The sequence below is a fragment of the Streptomyces sp. NPDC030296 genome (assembly GCF_055572815.1).
Window position 1 is genome coordinate 810,634 of sequence record NZ_JBVICQ010000003.1, and the last position, 16,214, is coordinate 826,847.

Annotated in this window: 16 protein-coding genes and 2 pseudogenes; 8 read left to right on the forward strand and 10 right to left on the reverse strand. The window is 71.4% G+C overall.

The window, feature by feature from the left end; genetic code table 11:
• Nucleotides 1-87: 87 nt before the first annotated feature.
• A complete protein-coding gene (locus ACZ4Z3_RS11670; RefSeq protein ID WP_468500762.1) occupies nucleotides 88-669 on the forward strand; it encodes a hypothetical protein in 582 nt (193 codons plus the stop codon).
• A gap of 79 nt (nucleotides 670-748) precedes the next feature.
• On the opposite strand, the gene ACZ4Z3_RS11675 is transcribed toward ACZ4Z3_RS11670, so the two are convergent.
• Nucleotides 749-1,321 (reverse strand): cob(I)yrinic acid a,c-diamide adenosyltransferase, encoded by a 573-nt coding sequence (locus tag ACZ4Z3_RS11675; RefSeq protein WP_468500763.1) that lies wholly within the window; start codon nucleotides 1,319-1,321, stop codon nucleotides 749-751.
• A 13-nt stretch (nucleotides 1,322-1,334) separates the two neighbouring features.
• Nucleotides 1,335-2,024, reverse strand: a complete 690-nt coding sequence (locus ACZ4Z3_RS11680) for an ABC transporter permease (RefSeq protein WP_468500764.1) — start codon at nucleotides 2,022-2,024, stop codon at nucleotides 1,335-1,337.
• Here ACZ4Z3_RS11680 and ACZ4Z3_RS11685 point away from each other — a divergent pair.
• The 4 genes and pseudogenes from ACZ4Z3_RS11685 to ACZ4Z3_RS11700 all read left to right on the forward strand — a co-directional run.
• A pseudogene (locus ACZ4Z3_RS11685) lies at nucleotides 2,007-2,359 on the forward strand (TetR/AcrR family transcriptional regulator); the annotation flags it as partial. The gene ACZ4Z3_RS11680 and the pseudogene ACZ4Z3_RS11685 overlap by 18 nt on opposite strands.
• Nucleotides 2,360-2,488: 129 nt before the next feature.
• Entirely contained in the window at nucleotides 2,489-3,337 is an 849-nt protein-coding gene (locus ACZ4Z3_RS11690; RefSeq protein ID WP_468500765.1) for a 3-hydroxyacyl-CoA dehydrogenase family protein, read from the forward strand.
• A gap of 174 nt (nucleotides 3,338-3,511) precedes the next feature.
• Nucleotides 3,512-3,835: an STAS domain-containing protein gene (locus ACZ4Z3_RS11695; RefSeq protein WP_009297239.1), complete on the forward strand. Its 324-nt coding sequence runs from the start codon at nucleotides 3,512-3,514 to the stop codon at nucleotides 3,833-3,835.
• 300 nt (nucleotides 3,836-4,135) lie between these two features.
• Nucleotides 4,136-6,826, forward strand: coding sequence for an ATP-binding protein (locus ACZ4Z3_RS11700; protein ID WP_468500766.1), 2,691 nt, complete (start codon nucleotides 4,136-4,138; stop codon nucleotides 6,824-6,826).
• A 53-nt stretch (nucleotides 6,827-6,879) separates the two neighbouring features.
• On the opposite strand, the gene nucS is transcribed toward ACZ4Z3_RS11700, so the two are convergent.
• Nucleotides 6,880-7,560, reverse strand: a complete 681-nt coding sequence (gene nucS / locus ACZ4Z3_RS11705; protein ID WP_055717358.1) for an endonuclease NucS — start codon at nucleotides 7,558-7,560, stop codon at nucleotides 6,880-6,882.
• Nucleotides 7,561-7,930: 370 nt separating this feature from the next.
• On the opposite strand from nucS, the gene ACZ4Z3_RS11710 reads away from it, so the two are divergent.
• Complete coding sequence (locus ACZ4Z3_RS11710; RefSeq protein ID WP_055717359.1) at nucleotides 7,931-8,323, forward strand: SCO5389 family protein; 393 nt, start codon at nucleotides 7,931-7,933, stop codon at nucleotides 8,321-8,323.
• Between the two features lie 223 nt (nucleotides 8,324-8,546).
• On the opposite strand, the gene ACZ4Z3_RS11715 is transcribed toward ACZ4Z3_RS11710, so the two are convergent.
• Nucleotides 8,547-9,575, reverse strand: coding sequence for an LLM class flavin-dependent oxidoreductase (locus tag ACZ4Z3_RS11715; RefSeq protein ID WP_468500767.1), 1,029 nt, complete (start codon nucleotides 9,573-9,575; stop codon nucleotides 8,547-8,549).
• Between the two features lie 222 nt (nucleotides 9,576-9,797).
• Here ACZ4Z3_RS11715 and ACZ4Z3_RS11720 point away from each other — a divergent pair, with 222 nt between their 5' ends.
• Entirely contained in the window at nucleotides 9,798-10,139 is a 342-nt protein-coding gene (locus ACZ4Z3_RS11720; RefSeq protein ID WP_468500768.1) for an ATP/GTP-binding protein, read from the forward strand.
• Between the two features lie 71 nt (nucleotides 10,140-10,210).
• On the opposite strand, the pseudogene ACZ4Z3_RS11725 reads toward ACZ4Z3_RS11720, so the two are convergent.
• Nucleotides 10,211-10,390: pseudogene (locus tag ACZ4Z3_RS11725) on the reverse strand (IS5/IS1182 family transposase); the annotation flags it as partial.
• Between the two features lie 220 nt (nucleotides 10,391-10,610).
• Here ACZ4Z3_RS11725 and ACZ4Z3_RS11730 point away from each other — a divergent pair.
• Complete coding sequence (locus ACZ4Z3_RS11730; RefSeq protein ID WP_468500769.1) at nucleotides 10,611-10,934, forward strand: zinc ribbon domain-containing protein; 324 nt, start codon at nucleotides 10,611-10,613, stop codon at nucleotides 10,932-10,934.
• Between the two features lie 100 nt (nucleotides 10,935-11,034).
• Here the strand turns inward: ACZ4Z3_RS11730 and ACZ4Z3_RS11735 are convergent, their stop codons facing one another.
• The 5 genes from ACZ4Z3_RS11735 to ACZ4Z3_RS11755 form a co-directional block, all read right to left on the reverse strand.
• Nucleotides 11,035-11,904 carry an ABC transporter permease gene (locus ACZ4Z3_RS11735; RefSeq protein WP_468500770.1) on the reverse strand — a complete coding sequence of 290 codons (870 nt, stop codon included), beginning with the start codon at nucleotides 11,902-11,904 and terminating at the stop codon, nucleotides 11,035-11,037.
• Nucleotides 11,901-13,184, reverse strand: a complete 1,284-nt coding sequence (locus tag ACZ4Z3_RS11740; RefSeq protein ID WP_468500771.1) for an ABC transporter ATP-binding protein — start codon at nucleotides 13,182-13,184, stop codon at nucleotides 11,901-11,903. The genes ACZ4Z3_RS11735 and ACZ4Z3_RS11740 overlap by 4 nt, the downstream gene beginning before the upstream one ends.
• 175 nt (nucleotides 13,185-13,359) lie before the next feature.
• A complete protein-coding gene (locus tag ACZ4Z3_RS11745) occupies nucleotides 13,360-14,130 on the reverse strand; it encodes an ABC transporter permease (RefSeq protein WP_468500772.1) in 771 nt (256 codons plus the stop codon).
• A gap of 2 nt (nucleotides 14,131-14,132) precedes the next feature.
• Nucleotides 14,133-15,107, reverse strand: coding sequence for an ABC transporter ATP-binding protein (locus tag ACZ4Z3_RS11750; protein WP_468500773.1), 975 nt, complete (start codon nucleotides 15,105-15,107; stop codon nucleotides 14,133-14,135).
• A gap of 159 nt (nucleotides 15,108-15,266) precedes the next feature.
• Nucleotides 15,267-16,205: a coiled-coil domain-containing protein gene (locus tag ACZ4Z3_RS11755; protein WP_055540376.1), complete on the reverse strand. Its 939-nt coding sequence runs from the start codon at nucleotides 16,203-16,205 to the stop codon at nucleotides 15,267-15,269.
• Nucleotides 16,206-16,214: the final 9 nt, after the last annotated feature.

A 16,214-nucleotide genomic window follows, 5' to 3' on the forward strand; every position in this document is an offset into this window, starting at 1 on the left:
TTCGATGTACCGCGGGTTCGTCATCGCCGACGACGATTCCGGCCGGCCCGGTCGGGAGCCTGGAAGGGTGAACGAGAGGAGCGAGTCGTGATCGTCGCGTTGATCATCGCCTGCGAGGTCGGTTTCTGGGCGCTGCTGGCGCTCGCCCTGGCCGTCCGCTATCTGCTGAGGTGGCGCCGGACGAGTGTGGTCCTGCTGCTGTGCGAGCCCGTGCTGGAACTGGTGCTGTTCGTGGTGACCGCGATCGACCTGAAGAACGGCGCGGAGCCGAGCTGGGAGCACGGTCTGGCGGCGCTCTACATCGGGTTCACCGTGGGCTACGGCCACTACATGATCCGCCGGCTGGACGGCCATGCCGCGCACCGCCTGGCGGGTGGGCCGAAGCCGGTGGGGTCGCCGAAGTACGGCATGGCGAGGGCCCGGCACGAGGGTGCCCTCTGGCTGCGGACCGTGGTGGCGGCCGGTGTCGCTCTGGCACTGCTCCAGGCGGCCGTCTGGTACGTCGGCGACGACGGGAACGTCGCGTCGCTGAGGTCGTTCCAGTGGGCGGCCCTCCGCGCGGCCGGCATCCACGGGTTGGTCGCCCTCGCCTACACGATCTGGCCGAAGAAGGCACCGGAGGGTGCCGAGGAGGCCGAGCGCGAGAAGGAGCGGGCCGGGGTGCGGTAGGAGCCGGAGGGACGCGGGGCCGTGCGACGGATCGCACGGCCCCGCGCCCTTCGTCGTGGTGTGCGGGGTTCCCTGGTGCTCAGCGTTCGCCGCCCGGTACCCACAGGACGTCCCCGACGTCCTGGTTGGCTGCCCTGGCCAGGATGAACAGCAGGTCGGAGAGCCGGTTGAGGTAGGTCGCGGTGAGGGGGTTCATGGTGTCGCCGTGCACCTCCATGGCGGCCCAGGTCGAGCGTTCGGCGCGGCGGGCGACCGTGCAGGCCTGGTGGAGGAGGGCCGCGCCGGGCGTGCCGCCCGGCAGGATGAACGAGCGGAGCTTCTCCAGCCGCTCGTTGAAGCGGTCGCAGTCGGCCTCCAGCTTGTCGACGTAGAACTGCTCCACGCGCAGCGGCGGGAACTGCGGGTTCTCGACCACGGGCGTGGACAGGTCGGCGCCGACGTCGAAGAGGTCGTTCTGCACGCGGGTGAGGACCTCCACGATCTCCCCGTCCAGCCCGCCCAGGGCGATCGCCGTCCCGATCGCCGCGTTCGCCTCGTTGGCGTCCGCGTACGCCGAGATCCGCAGGTCGGTCTTGGGCACCCGGCTCATGTCCCCGAGGTTGGTGGTGCCCGTGTCGCCGGTCCTGGTGTAGATACGCGTCAGATTGACCATGTGACCAGCGTAGTTACGCCCCGGCCGTCCGGAAGCCCCGTGTGCCCACCGTCACGGCGAGCGTCGTGAGAGCGACCGCGGCCAGGGCGCCGTACAGCATGGACGAGGTCGTGTAGAGGCCGACGTAGGCGTCCCGCATCGCGTCCACCAGATGGCGGAACGGGACGAAGCGCGACAGGAGGTCGAGCCAGCCGGGGGCCAGGGACATCGGCAGCATCAGGCCCGACAGGAGCATCGACGGCATCGTCAGGGCGTTCACCGCGGGACCGAACTCGTGCTGGGAGCGGGCCTTCATGGCGAGCGCGTACGACAGCGAGGCGAGCGAGACCGTCAGCAGGGCCACGAGGACGAAGCCGACGAGGATGCCGGCGAGTGGGGCGCGCAACCCCATGAACAGGGCCGCGACGACGAGCAGCACCCCCTGGAACACGAAGACCGCCGCGTCCCGCAGTACCCGGCCCAGCAGCAGCGCCGGCCGGCTCACCGGGGTGACCCGCATCCGTTCGACCACGCCGGACTGCTTCTCCAGGATGATCACGAAGCCGGAGAAGGAGGCGCCGAAGAGGCTGGGCTGGAGCAGCAGACCCGGCACGAGCACCTGCCGGGAACTGCCGCGCGAGCCGAGCGGGAGGCCGATGAGCAGCGGGCCGAAGAAGAGCAGGTACAGCAGCGGCACGAGCACGCCGCGGCCGTCTCGCCGCACGTCGGCCTGATGCCGGGGTACGACCGCTTCATGAGCGTCACCCACGAGGCGCCCGCGCCGCGCTCGAGGCTGTGGAGCATCCAGCAGGAGATCCAGGACAACCTGGAGAAGGTCCTCCGAGAGGAGACCGGCGCCCCGGCCGACGACCCCGCGCCGACCTGATCGCCGGTCAGATCAACTGGGTCCACCAGACGACGACGGCCGTCGTCGGCCGCCGCATGCTCGCCGGGCACAATCCGGACGAAGTCTCCCGAGAGGTGCTTCTTCTCCTGGACGACATGGAGGGCTTGTTGAGTGACACGGTGCTCAACTACGCCGTCCGTCCCTCCGTGTGAGCGCTGCCGGTGTGATGTCCGTCCATTGAGACGTGACTCGCATTACTAAGCGGTCACACAGCCCCTCACGACCGCTAGTGTCCGCCCGAGAGGCAACACATCAACAGCGCGTACCAGGGGAGTCGCACAGTGGCACGGAAGCTCGCCGTCATCGGAGCCGGACTCATGGGGTCCGGTATCGCCCAGGTGTCCGCGCAGGCGGGCTGGGACGTCGTCCTGCGCGACGTCACCGACGAGGCGCTGGACCGTGGCATCGGCGGCATCACCGCCTCGTACGACAAGTTCGTGAGCAAGGGCAAGTTGACGGCCGAGGACGCCGAGGCGGCGCTGGGGAGGATCACCGCCACCACCGACCTCGACGCGGCGGCCGACGCGGACATCGTCGTCGAAGCCGTCTTCGAGAAGCTCGAAGTGAAGCACGAGATCTTCCGGACGCTCGACAAGGTGGTCCGCGAGGACGCCGTGCTCGCCTCCAACACCTCCGCCATCCCGATCACCAAGATCGCGGCCGTGACGGAGCGCCCGGAGCGCGTCGTCGGCACCCACTTCTTCTCGCCCGTCCCGATGATGCAGCTCTGCGAACTGGTCCGCGGCTACAAGACGAGCGACGAGACGCTCGCCACCGCCCGGGAGTTCGCCGAGTCGGTCGGCAAGACCTGCATCGTCGTCAACCGCGACGTCGCCGGCTTCGTGACGACCCGTCTGATCTCCGCGCTGGTCGTCGAGGCCGCGAAGCTGTACGAGTCGGGCGTCGCCACCGCCGAGGACATCGACCTCGCCTGCAAGCTGGGCTTCGGCCACGCGATGGGACCGCTGGCCACCGCCGACCTGACGGGCGTCGACATCCTGCTCCACGCCACCAGCAACATCTACACCGAGTCCCAGGACGAGAAGTTCGCCCCGCCGGAGCTGATGCGCCGGATGGTGGACGCCGGTGACATCGGCCGCAAGAGCGGGCAGGGCTTCTACAAGCACTGACGCCGACACGCGCGTCACTTGCCGCCCAAGTGAACGCACGAGCCTCCAGGGCATCACCCCTTGAGGTGAATTCGGTATCGGTTCGCTCACAGACGGCAACCTGACGGTGTCAAACGCCGTCAGACGTTGCATCACCCAGATCACGGAGTACGAGACGCACTCACGGGAGCGCTTATGTACATCAGGGGCGACCACGCCGAGCTGGTCGTCGGGGGCCGCCTCGACGTACGCAGCGCGGCGGACGCCCGTACGGTCCTGCACTCGGCCGTCGACGACGGAGCCGGCGACCTGGTGCTCGACCTGTCAGAGCTGGACTCCTGGGACGCCACCGGACTCGGTGTGATCATGGGAGCCCACCGGCGGGCGGGACGGTGCGGAAGGCGGCTGGTGCTGCGCGGTGTACCGCCGCAGATGCAGCGGCTGCTCGTGGCCACGCGACTGCACCGCATCCTGGCGATCGAGGGCGGCATCGGCCTGGAGTCACTGCCCCGGGTGTGAACAGACGTACGGCTTCCTACGTATGGCTCCGTGTACACGGGACACTCGGTCGTCATGCCTGCTCCCGGGGGCTGTGCGGACCATGGGGGCGAAACGCACCACACGCCCAATTCTCACGAGACTGTGATGTCTCGGGCGGCGCGGTACCCCGGACTGTCGGAGATACTGTGCGAAGGTTTAGGGTTCGGCTGCCCGCCGCCAGCAACCCTCGAGCGGGTTCCGGACCAGAAGCGACAGCGCGGTGTGCGGCAAGGCCGGGAGGGGCTCCAGCACACGAGACGCTTTTGGGGGCTAGAACCTATGGACCCGACGAACCGGGCATCCGACGAGCACGGCCACGACGACGCACAGGCACCCGGCAGGCGCCCGCCCCGTGAGGCGCTGTCCCAGGACTTCGACCGGCACGCCCCGGCGCTCGCCCGCACCGTCCAGCTCGTCTCGGGCGACTTCCTGCTCACCGTCAACCCCGTGGACGGCAGTGAGATAGAGAACTGCCCGCCGGGCGAGCTGCCCGCCCCACCCGAGAAGCACGCCCCGGCCGAGCGCGCCGAGATCGACCGCGCCGCCCGGCCACCGGTGCCCCCGGGCCCCGCCCTGCCCAAGCTGCCCCTGCTCCAGCGGGACGACGAGCGGGCACGGCTGGTACGGCTGCTCGCGCGCGGCCGCTCCGTCCGCCTCACCGGCGCCCCTGGCTCGGGCCGCACCACGCTCCTCGACGTCGTCGCCGCGGACTGCGCCGACCTCGCGCCCGACGGTGTCGTCCGCCTCTCCGGATTCCGGCGCACCGCGGACGACCTGCTCCACGACCTGTTCGCGACCGTGCACAGCGCGCCCGCGCACCGGCCCGGCCGTGAGCAGTTCCTCGCGCTCGTGCGGGAGATCGGCGCGGTCGTGGTCCTGGACGACCTGGAGTTCGGCGGCGCCGAACTGGACGACCTGCTCGACGCGACCCCCGAGTGCGCCTTCCTGATCGCGGCCACCCCCGACACACCCCTGCCGTCGTCCGACGCGCCTGTGGAGGAGATCGTCCTCGGCGGCTTCGACCGGGCGGGCAGCGAGGAGCTGCTGGAGCGCGCCGTCGGACGCGACCTCACCGAGGACGAGTCGAACTGGGCGGGCGACCTCTGGTTCGAGTCCGAGGGGCTGCCGCTGCGGTTCGCCCAGGCCGGGGCGTTGCTCCGGCAACGGGACCGGCAGCGGGCCGGCGAGGACGCCGTAGACGAGGTCGGGGTCTTCCAGGAGGCGCCGCCGGCCGACGTGCCCTTCGAGCCGGCCGAGGGCGGGCACGACGTACCGCTGCCCTCGCTCGCCGAGGGCGCCGCGCCCGCCGCGCTGCTCGCCTCCCGGCTGAGCGCGTCGGCACGCGAGACCCTGCGGTTCGCGGTCGTCCTCGGCGGCGAGGTCCCGCACCAGGCGCATCTGCCCGCCCTCGTGGGCGACACCCACGCCGACGCCGCCCTCGGCGAACTGGTCGCGTGCGCCCTGGTCACCCCGGTCGGCGCCCGCTACCGGCTCGCGGCGGGCGTGCGGACCCAGCTGGAGGCCGCCGGATACGGCGACGGAACAGAGGACAGGGCCCGTACCGCCGCCCAGCACTACGCCTGGTGGGCCGGGCACCCGTCGGTCACCCCCGAGCGGGTCTCCGCCGAGGCGGACGCCCTGCTCGCCGCGCTCACCGCCCTCGTGCCGCTCACCTCGCCCTCCGAGGACGAGGAGGGAAGCGTCGCGGTTCGGCTCGCCCGGCAGGCGGCGCCCGCGTTCGCGGCGGGCCTGCACTGGAACGCCTGGGAGCGGGCGCTCCGGGCGGGCGTGGAGGCGGCCCGCCTCGCCGAGGAGACCGGCGAGCAGGCGTACTTCCACCACGAGCTGGGTGTCCTCGCGCTGTGCCGCGGCCGGCTCGACGAGGCCCGCGCCGAGCTGGAGGCGTCCATCGGGCTGCGCGGTGTCCTCGCCGACAAGCGCGGCACCGTCGCCGGCCGCAGGGCCCTCGCCCTGGTCGCCGACCGCTCCGGGGCCACCCCGCCCGGCGGGCGCACGGCGGCGGGGGAGGAGGTGCCCGACGCCCGGCACGAGGAGTCGGCCGCACCGCCCGGCGGAGTGCCCTCCGGGTACGTCCCGGCCGCCTTCGGCGCGGCCGTCGGCCCGCCCCTGTCGACGGGGGAGTCCACCCTCGTCACCCAGCACACGGGCGGCGCGCCCGCCCACCGTGGCGGTGTTCTCACGAGCTTCGTGGGCGGCGCCCGGCGCAACCTGGTGGCCGCGGGGGCGGGCGCCCTGCTCGCCGCCGTCCTCGGCACGGTGGTGACCCTCGGCGCGACCTCCGACAAGAACAACACCCCGGCCGAGCGGATCGGCGTCAACCCCTCCGCCAGTGAGGGCGCCGACGACGGCGGCCTCGGCGCCGACCGCGCCAAGCAGGGCGAGGGCGACGACGGCCCCGGAGTGCTCCCCGAGCCGAGCGACCCCGGCCCGGACGGGACGTACGGCACGGCGGACGACCCGACGCCCAGCGAGTCGGCGAAGCCGTCGAAGGACGGCAAGCCGTCGCCCTCCGAGTCGTCCGGTTCGTCGGACGGCGGCACGAGCGGCGGCGGCTCCTCGGGCGGGTCCGGCAGCGGTTCCAACGGCGGGACGACCGGCGGCACCGACACCGGGGGGTCCACGGGCGGTACTGACAGTGGCGGCTCCACGGGCGGATCATCCGGTGAGACGACCGGCGGCGCCGACACCGGGGGGTCCACGGGCGGTACTGACAGTGGCGGCTCCACGGGCGGATCATCCGGTGAGACGACGGGCGGCACCGACACCGGAGGGGCCTCAGGCGACACGACCGGCGGGACCACGGACGGCGGCTCGACCACCGACGGAACGACGGGCGGGGCCGACGGCGGGACGACCGCCGGGACCACGGGCGGTACCGCGCCGTCCAACAGCGTCTCGGCGAGCGCCTCGGAGAGCGGTCCCGAGACGCCCGGCGGCGCCCCCGCCTGATCACAGAGAAAGGGCCGGGTCCGCACGGACCCGGCCCCTCGTCGTGAAATGGCTCAGAACAGCCGCAGCTTGTCGTCCTCGATACCGCGCAGGGCGTCGTAGTCCAGGACCTGGCAGTCGATGCCCCGGTCGGTCGCCAGCACCCGGGCCTGGGGCTTGATCTCCTGCGCGGCGAAGACACCGCGGACCGGCGCGAGATGCGGGTCGCGGTTCAACAGCTCCAGATAGCGGGTGAGTTGCTCGACGCCGTCGATCTCGCCGCGACGCTTGATCTCCACCGCGACGGTCGCGCCCGCGGCGTCCCGGCACAGGATGTCCACCGGGCCGATGGCCGTCATGTACTCACGGCGGATGAGGGTGTAGCCCTCGCCCAGGGTCTCGATGCGGTCGGCGAGCAGCTCCTGGAGATGCGCCTCCACCCCGTCCTTGATCAGACCGGGGTCGACCCCCAACTCGTGCGAGGAGTCGTGGAGGACCTCCTCCATGGTGATGATGAGCTTCTCGCCCGCCTTGTTGATGACGGTCCAGACGGCAGGCGTGCCGTCCGGGTCCCCCGCGTCCTCCTTCAAGGTGCACGGCGGCGACATCCAGTTGAGGGGCTTGTAGGCCCGGTCGTCCGCGTGGATCGAGACGCTGCCGTCCGCCTTCACCAGGATCAGACGGGGGGCCGAGGGGAGGTGGGCGGTGAGCCGGCCCGCGTAGTCGACGGAGCAGCGGGCAATGACGAGACGCATGGTCGGCAACGCTACTCGACGGCGGTGGGTGCGCGCGATTCGACCGCCGTGACGACCCGCCCCGTCCCCGCCCCCGTCCCTGCCCCCGTCCTCGCCTGTCCCGCCCCCGTCGCCCTCCGTCACGGGACCCCGCGCCCGCACGGGGGCCGCTGGCGTCCCGTGGCATGTGCCGCTGTCAACTCCTGTTCGGCATTGGCTGATTGTGAGCGTCTCGGGCGGGGTCGGTGCGCGCAATCTCCTGGTGCGGTCACGTTCGGTTGCTTACCGTAGAAACGGGAGGTCGCGATCCGTGCACTCTGCGTGTTCGGTAACGCGAACCCCGACCCTGTCCGTCAACCCCTGTTGCAATGGGGGTGCGAGAGGAGTACCCATGTCGCTCGACGTCTCACCGGCCCTACTCGAACAGGCCGAGCGAGGCGAGGTCGACGAAGCCGCCTTCGTCGACTGCGTCCGGACCTCCCTGCCCTACGCGTGGGAGATGATCAGCTCCCTGGTGGTCCAGCTGAAGGTCGAAGGCGGAGAGTTCGCCGACAACCAGACGCCCCCGCCGGACGAGCAGGCGCGCGGGCAGCTGCTGCGCGCGCTCGCCAGCGACGCGATTCGCGGCGCCCTGCAGCGGCACTTCGGTGTACGGCTGGCCTTCCAGAACTGCCACCGGGTGGCGGTGTTCCCGCAGGACCCGTCCGTGGACGACAGGCTCGCCCGCTTCACCTCGATACGGGGCCAGCTCCTCAACCAGTCCCCGGAACTCCGGGACTGCTGAGGCGATGAGGCAGCACGGCTTGCCGCTCCAACCGGGGGAGGTGCGTCAGTAGAGCGGGGCGGCAAGCTACCCGGCACGACATGGCACCGCACGACATGGCACCGCACGACATGGCACGCACCGCACCACACGACACCGCACGGCATGGCACAACACCGCACCACACGACACCGCACGGCATGGCACTCACGACATGGCACGGCACCGCACGGCACGGAACGGCTCAGCCGAGGTGAGGCAGCACCTCGGCACCGAGTCGCCGTACGTTCTCCTCCGTGGCCGCCAGATCGCCGGAGCCCTCGACGAGCAGGGCGAAGCGGGAGATGCCCGTGCGCTCGCTCGTCGCCGAGAGCCGGTCCACGCACAGCCGGGGCGTCCCCACCGGGTGGAGCCCGCAGAGCAGGTCGGTGTACGCCACCGGGTCCCGCATGGCCCGGGCGCGGCCGTCGACGGTCACATGGGCCTCCAGGCCTTGCTTCAGCCAGCCCGGCATCGCCTTGGTGAGGGCCTCCACGGCGTCGGTGCGCCGGTCCGCGATCTGGCAGACGCCGGCCGACACATGGGCCGCGCCGGCGATCTCCTCCGGTGACCGGCCCGCGGCCCGGGCGCAGCTGCGCCACATCGCCACCATCTCCGCCTTCTCCTCGTCCCCGACGTGCATCCCGAGGAGCATCGAGAGCCCCCGCTCCGCCGCCAGCCGCACGCTCGCCGGTGAGGTGCAGGCGACCACGACCTCGGGGCCGGGGGTCTCGTCCAGGTCCTCCGAGGGCCTCGGCACGACGGGGACCTCACGGAAGCTGAATCGTTCCCCCGCGGCGGAGACCGAAGGTTCCCGCAGCCAGCGCAGCAGCAGATCGAGTGATTCCGGAAACCCCTTCTCGTACGCCCGCAGCCCGGCGCCGAAGACCTCCAGGTCCACCCAGGGCCCGCCCCGTCCGACGCCCAGCGAGAAGCGTCCCCCGGACGTCACGTGCAGCAGGGCGGCCTGCTCGCCCAGGGCGACAGGATGGACGGTGGGCAGGACGCTGACCGCCGTGCCGACGCGGATCCGCCGGGTGCGCCCCAGCAGCAAAGCGGCGAGGGTGATCGCCGACGGGCACGTCCCGTACGGCACGAAGTGATGCTCGGCCAGCCAGACCGAGTCCAGCCCCGCCTCCTCGGCGACGTCCGCGGTCCGCACCGCCCGGTGGAGAGCCTCTCCCTGCCCCTGGCCGGGGAACTGGGCTCCCAGTACAAATGTTCCTACACGCATCGCACTTCCTGCTTCCTCGGCTCCGACTCGGGAGCTCCCCCACCCGGCATAACCCTCTGACACGTGCCGAAGACACGGCCTGGCGGCGAGATTTGCCGATTGTCTGCAGAATGCTGCGAGCGGAGGGCGTTCTGAGGTGATTGGTGCCGTACGCGTACCCCCACCGGGCCCGCGTAGGCTGGACACCAACCCTGCTCCCTGTATAGCCCCGTGAGGTGTCCCGTGTCCCCGCGTCGCAACCGTCCCAAGGGCGATGGCCGGTCGGGTCCGTCGGCTCGGAGCGCCGACGAGGACCGTTCGGACCGGTACGGCGGCTGGCAGTCCAGCGAGCCCTGGCAGGGCGAGGAGTGGAGCGTGCGCCATGTGGCGGGCGCGAGCGCGGCGGGCAAGACCTACCGGTGCCCCGGCTGCGACCAGATGATCCCCTCCGGGGTCCCGCACGTCGTAGCCTGGCCCGAGCACTCGGGCGTCGACGAACGGCGCCACTGGCACAAGTCCTGCTGGAACGCGAAGGACCGCCGCACCACGCGGGTGCAGCGGTCCCGTAACGCACCGAGGTTCTGACGCCCGACTCCGGGCGCCCGCCCGGCGGTTACCGGGACTCTTGCAAAAGCCTCGTCGTTCACGCCGGGGACGAACTGGTGGAGCCAGGCGAAGGCGCGTTCGACAACCCGGCGCACTTCGCCCAAGCCGGAATCGTGGGCCACGCCGCGTCGGGCGATCATGGGTTTGATGCCGCGCTTCCACAGCGGGCGGCGGTACTTGCCGAAGTCGTAGCCCCGGTCGGCGTACAGACGCCGGGGTTTGCGGCGTGGCGACAGCGCCGTTCGGGGGTAGGTGGCAGCAGCGGGACTGCACGCTCCCACAGATCGTCCGGAACAAGATCAGCACGCACTCGGACACCCTGCCCATCGGGACCCTCAACGGCAAGACCCGCAGCCCGACTTGGCGCCCAGAGGCCGTCTGGTCATCAGGTGGCGGGCACGAGCTGGATCAGTTCAGCGACGGCTTCAGCGGGAGCTGTCCCGCAAGGCCATGGGATCGAAGAACCGGGCCAAGGCCCGCATCAAGGTCGCATGCCGGCAAGCCAAGTCGCACGCCGGCAAGCCAAGGTGGCGGACCGGCGCCGGGACTTCCACCCCTTCGCCAAGGTGGACCGGGCCTTCCCGTCCTCTCAGGTCTGCTCGGCCTGCGGATTCCGGGACGGTCCCGAAGCCTCTCCACGTCCGTGAGTGGGCGTGCTGCGAGTGCGGCACGGTGCACGACCGCGACCACAACGCAGCCCGCGCCTCTTCGAAGGACGTCGTATCGTCGCCGCCGGACGGGCGGAGACGCCAAACGCCTGTGAAGCGCCGGTAAGACGGGCACACGTGCCCGCACAGCGCGGTGAAGCAGGAAGCACCCGGAAGGGTCAGACGACCCAGGCCGGACCCCCCTGGCCTTCAGGCCAGGGAGCACGTCAAACGTCCCGCTTCTCCAACACGGCGAACGCGCCGGCGAACGCGACGGCCACCAGGCCCAGCATGATCCACAGCGGGTCCCAGCCGGACGGGGCGGAGGCGCCGAGCTCGGCACCGTAGAAGACGCCGAGCTGGCTCGGGATCGAGTAGTTGAGCAGGAACTCCTGCACGTCCCGCAGCGACTCCGCGAACATGAAGATCGCGATGACCAGCGGCGCGAGGAACACACCCAGCATGATGGTGATCGCGCCCGCCGAGTGACGGATCAGCGAGCCGACGAGCAGCGACAGCAGACCGAACAGGGCGAGGAACAGGCTCACACCGACGGTCGCCTTGAGCCACTCCTCGCCGCTCGGGTCCGCCGCGTTGCTGCCCTCCAGGATCGCCACCTGGAGGAAGGCGACGAGCGAGGTGACCACCAGCGTGATGGTGAACGCGAGGGCGAAGAACACGATCGCCTTGGCGGCCAGCACCCGGCTGCGGCTCGGGCACGCGGTCAGCGTGGTCCGGATCATCCCGGTGCCGTACTCGGAGGCGGTCGTCAGCACGCCGAGCGTGATGAGGCAGACGCTGCCGAGCATCACGCCGAACAGGCCGAGCCCGAGCGGGGACTCGCCCTCCAGGTTCATGTCCGCGGACGCGGCGATGACGGCGAACAGCAGACCGAGGCCGAGCAGGAGGAAGACGAAGACACCCAGGGTCCACATCGTCGACCGCACGGACTTGATCTTCGTCCACTCGGAGACGATCGCGTGCCCGAGGTGCGTGCGCACCACCGGGATCGGCGAGGTGTACGACGTGCCCGGCGCGCCCTGCCAGGGGGCGGCGGCCGGCTGCTGCGGGGCGAGTTGCGGCTGGGGCGTGCTCATCGGGCGTCCTCGGACTTGGTCAGATCGGCGGCGGGCGCGGGCGCGGTGGCCGGCGCGGCGGGGGCGGCGGCCGGCTGCGCGGGAGCCGGTGCGGCGGGCGTGGCGGCCGGCTGGGCCGGGGCCTGGGGCGCGGCCTGGGCGTACGGGTTCGGCTGCGGCGCGCCCGGAGCCGGGGCGGGCGCGGTGCCGGGCGCCGGTGCCCCGTACGGGCCGGCCGGCGGCTGGCCCTGCGGCGGCGCGAACTGCCGGCCGCCCTGCTGCGGCGCCGGCGGCGCGTACCAGCCGGGCTGGCCCTGGCCCGGAACCGGCATCGGCGGCTGCGCGCCGGGCGGCAGGGGCTGCTGGAGCCCGGCCTTCTGGTCGATCGTCGAGCGGTAGTCGACGGCGCCCTGCGTCATCCGCATGTACGCCTCCTCCAGCGACGCCTGGTGCGGGGACAGCTCCCACAGGCGTACGTCGGCGTCGTGCGCGAGGTCGCTGATGCGGGGCAGCGGCAGGCCCATGACCCGCAGCGCGCCGTCCTGCTCGGGCAGCACCTGGCCGCCGGCCTCGGTCAGCGCGGTCGTCAGCTTCTCGCGCAGCTGCGGCTCGGTGTCCGGGGTCCGGACCCGCGCGAAGTCGGCGGAGTTCGCGGAGATGAAGTCCTTGACGCTCATGTCGGAGAGCAGCTGGCCGCGCCCGATCACGATCAGGTGGTCGGCGGTCAGCGCCATCTCGCTCATCAGGTGCGAGGACACGAAGACCGTACGGCCCTCCGCGGCGAGCGCCTTCATCAGGTTGCGCACCCAGAGGATGCCCTCGGGGTCGAGGCCGTTGACCGGCTCGTCGAAGAGCAGCACCTGGGGGTCGCCGAGCAGGGCGGCGGCGATGCCGAGCCGCTGGCCCATGCCGAGGGAGAAGCCCTTGGAGCGCTTCTTGGCCACGTCCTGGAGGCCGACCACGCCGAGCACCTCGTCCACCCGGCGGGCGGGGATGCCCGACAGCTGGGCCAGGGACAGCAGGTGATTGCGGGCGGACCGGCCGCCGTGCACCGCCTTGGCGTCGAGCAGGGCACCGACCTGGCGGGCGGCGTTCGGCAGCTTGCGGTACGGGTAGCCGCCGATCGTCACCTGCCCGGAGGTGGGGTTGTCCAGGCCGAGGATCATGCGCATCGTCGTCGACTTGCCGGAGCCGTTGGGCCCCAGGAAGCCGGTGACGGCCCCCGGCCGCACCTGGAAGGAAAGGTTGTACACGGCTGTCTTCGCGCCATAGCGCTTAGTCAGGCCGACTGCCTCGATCATGCTCCGCACCCATCGAACGGTTCAGGACGTCTCGTCTCAGGACGTCGGGGCGCACGCCCCCGTAAGGGTTAGGAGCTTATCCGGGCCTTGACGGTTCCGCTCAAGAGTAAGTAAAACCGCGCAGGTCACACGGTCGCCGACTTGGCATGTACGTTTCGCCTGGTCAGGCTCTCGGTCACGCGTCGCGCTTCTTCAGCGACAGGAACCCGCCGAGCAGCGCCGCCAGCACCCACAGCGCCATGATCCCGAGGCCGCCCCAGGGTCCGTAGGGGGTGTCGTCGTCCACCGGGGTGACCACGCGCATGATGCTGCTGCCGGCCTGGTCGGGCAGATAGCGGCCGACCTTCTCGGTGGCGCCGACGTTGCCCAGGATGTTGGAGATCAGGAAGAAGAACGGCATCAGGATGCCGAGCGACAGCATCGGGCCGCGGAGCATCGCCGCGACCCCCATGGAGAACACCGCGATGAGCGTCATGTAGAGCCCGCCGCCGACGACCGCGCGCAGCACGCCCGGATCACCGATGGCGGCCCGGTGCTCCCCGAGCATCGCCTGTCCGAGGAAGAACGTCACGAAGCTGGTCGCGAGTCCCACTCCGAACGCGAGTGCGGTCGCCACCGCCAGCTTGCTGAAGAGGAACGTGCCCCGCTGCGGCACCGCCGCCAGCGAGGTGCGGATCATGCCGGTGCTGTACTCGTTCGACACCACCAGCACCCCGAACACGATCATCGCCAGCTGACCGAGGCTCATCCCCGCGAAGCTCACGAACGTCGGATCGAAGGAGAGCCGCTCCGCGCGGCTCAGGTTGTCGAACTCGTGTCGGGACAGCAGCGAGATGAGGATGCCGAGCGCGACGGTGACGACCACCGCGAGGGACAGCGTCCACACCGTGGACGCCACCGACCGGATCTTGGTCCACTCCGACCGTACGACCTGGGTGGCGGCCATGCTCAGCCCGTTCCCTTCCAGCCCTCGCCCCACGCCCGGTCCGCCGGAGCGGCTCCGGTCCCGGTCCCGGCCCCGGAGTGGGCGTGGTATTCCACCGACTCGGCCGTGAGCCGCATGAACGCCTCCTCCAGCGAGGCCTGCTGCGGGCTCAGCTCGTGCAGGACGACCTGGTGCCGGGCCGCCAGCTCCCCGATGTGCTCGGCCTTGCCGCCGTCCACCTCGAACGCGCCGTCACCCGTCCGCACGACGGTGATCCCGGCCGCCGCCAGCACATCGGACAACTGCTCGGGCTGCGGGGTCCGGACGCGCACGTACGCGCGTGAGTTCCGCTGGATGAAGTCGGCCATGGAGGTGTCGGCGAGCAGCCGCCCCTGCCCGATCACGACCAGGTGGTCGGCGGTCAGGGCCATCTCGCTCATCAGGTGGGACGACACGAACACCGTCCGGCCCTGGGCGGCCAGTGACTTCATCAGGGTGCGGATCCAGTGGATGCCCTCGGGGTCGAGTCCGTTGACCGGCTCGTCGAACATCAGGATCCGCGGGTCGCCGAGGAGGGCGCCCGCGATGCCGAGCCGCTGCCCCATGCCGAGCGAGAAGCCCTTCGCCTTCTTCCGGGCGATCGGGGTGAGCCCCACCGTGTCCAGCACCTCGTGCACCCGCGCCCGGGGGATCCCGTTGCTCTGCGCGAGGCACAGCAGATGGTTGAACGCGCTCCGCCCGCCGTGCACGGCCTTGGCGTCGAGCAGTGCGCCGATGTACGTCAGCGGATCCTTGAGCCGGTCGTAGTGCATGCCGTCGATCCGTACGTCCCCCGCGGTCGGCCGGTCGAGTCCGAGGATCATTCGCATCGTCGTGGACTTCCCCGCGCCGTTCGGCCCGAGAAAGCCCGTCACCATGCCGGGCCTGACCGCGAAGGAGAGGTTGTTGACGGCCACCTTCTCCCCGTACCGCTTGGTCAGCCCCTCGAGCTCGATCATGCGGCCACGCTAGAACGGGCCCGGGGCACCTGCCACCGGACGCCCGCACCCGCGACCGGGGCGCCCCGCGCCCGGCACCCCTCACACCGAAGGGCCCGCACCCCCCGAAGGGGATGCAGGCCCTCAAGAACCCGCGGCCGACGCCGTCACACAGCGGTGTTACCGGGTCTGCTGCGCCGGAACACCCCGGGAGATCGGCTCGTCGTCGGTCACCGGCGTGCCCGCCGCGGCGACGGCCGCACCGGTGAGCGTCGCCAGCATCTCGCGCACGTTCGTCAGCTGGGCGTTGATGGAGTCGCGGCGGTTGGTGAGCGCCGCCAGCTCGCGCTCGGATTCCGAACGGATCCGGTCGGCCTTGGCGTTCGCGTCCGCGACGATGTCCTCGGCCTGACGCTGCGCGGTCTCCACCGTCTGGCGGGCGCGGCGCTCGGCGTCGGTGCGCAGCTTCTCCGCCTCCAGACGGAGCTGCTCCGCGCGGTGCTCGATCTCCGCGAGGCGCTTCTCGGCCTTCTGCTGGCGCGAGGCCAGGTCACGCTCGGACTGCTCACGCCGCTTGGCGAGGTTCGTCTCGAAGTCGGCGGCGGCCTGCGCGGCCTTCGCGCGGGTCTCCTCGAAGAGGGCGTCCGCCTCCTCGCGCTTCGACTGCGCGTCCTTCTGCGCCTCGGCACGCAGCTGCGAAGCGTCGCTCTTGGCCTTCTCGACGATCCGGACGCCCTCGTCCTCCGCCTTGGCCTTGCGCTCCGCGGCGAACGACTCGGCGTCGTTGCGCACCTGCTGGGCCGCCGACTCGGCGAGCTCACGGTGCTGCTCGGCGGCGCGGCGGGCCTCCTCGCGCAGGTCCTTCGCCTCCTCCTCGGCGAGGCGGAGGATCTTCTCGACGCGGGCGCCGAGACCGGCGTAGGACGGCTCCGCGTCGGTGACCGCGGCCTGGGCGTTCTGCGTCTCGAGGTGGAGCTCCTCGATGCGCTTCTCGAGGGCGGTGATGCGGGCGAGAGCGGAGTCACGGTCGGAGACGAGCTTGGAGATACGTTCGTCCACCTGAGCGCGGTCGTATCCACGCCGCACAAGCTCGAAGCCGTAGGGGGAAGTGTCGCTCATGGGGTTCCT

Bases quoted from the DNA above. Each gene is read 5' to 3' on its own strand.
- ACZ4Z3_RS11740 (WP_468500771.1), bottom strand. From the start codon at position 13,184: ATGATCGAGGCAGTCGGCCTGACTAAGCGCTATGGCGCGAAGACAGCC.
- ACZ4Z3_RS11730 (WP_468500769.1), top strand. From the start codon at position 10,611: ATGGGATCGAAGAACCGGGCCAAGGCCCGCATCAAGGTCGCATGCCGG.
- ACZ4Z3_RS11675 (WP_468500763.1), bottom strand. From the start codon at position 1,321: ATGGTCAATCTGACGCGTATCTACACCAGGACCGGCGACACGGGCACC.
- ACZ4Z3_RS11715 (WP_468500767.1), bottom strand. From the start codon at position 9,575: ATGCGTGTAGGAACATTTGTACTGGGAGCCCAGTTCCCCGGCCAGGGG.
- ACZ4Z3_RS11735 (WP_468500770.1), bottom strand. From the start codon at position 11,904: ATGAGCACGCCCCAGCCGCAACTCGCCCCGCAGCAGCCGGCCGCCGCC.
- nucS (WP_055717358.1), bottom strand. From the start codon at position 7,560: ATGCGTCTCGTCATTGCCCGCTGCTCCGTCGACTACGCGGGCCGGCTC.
- ACZ4Z3_RS11710 (WP_055717359.1), top strand. From the start codon at position 7,931: ATGTCGCTCGACGTCTCACCGGCCCTACTCGAACAGGCCGAGCGAGGC.
- ACZ4Z3_RS11695 (WP_009297239.1), top strand. From the start codon at position 3,512: ATGTACATCAGGGGCGACCACGCCGAGCTGGTCGTCGGGGGCCGCCTC.
- ACZ4Z3_RS11700 (WP_468500766.1), top strand. From the start codon at position 4,136: ATGGACCCGACGAACCGGGCATCCGACGAGCACGGCCACGACGACGCA.
- ACZ4Z3_RS11750 (WP_468500773.1), bottom strand. From the start codon at position 15,107: ATGATCGAGCTCGAGGGGCTGACCAAGCGGTACGGGGAGAAGGTGGCC.
- ACZ4Z3_RS11755 (WP_055540376.1), bottom strand. From the start codon at position 16,205: ATGAGCGACACTTCCCCCTACGGCTTCGAGCTTGTGCGGCGTGGATAC.
- ACZ4Z3_RS11745 (WP_468500772.1), bottom strand. From the start codon at position 14,130: ATGGCCGCCACCCAGGTCGTACGGTCGGAGTGGACCAAGATCCGGTCG.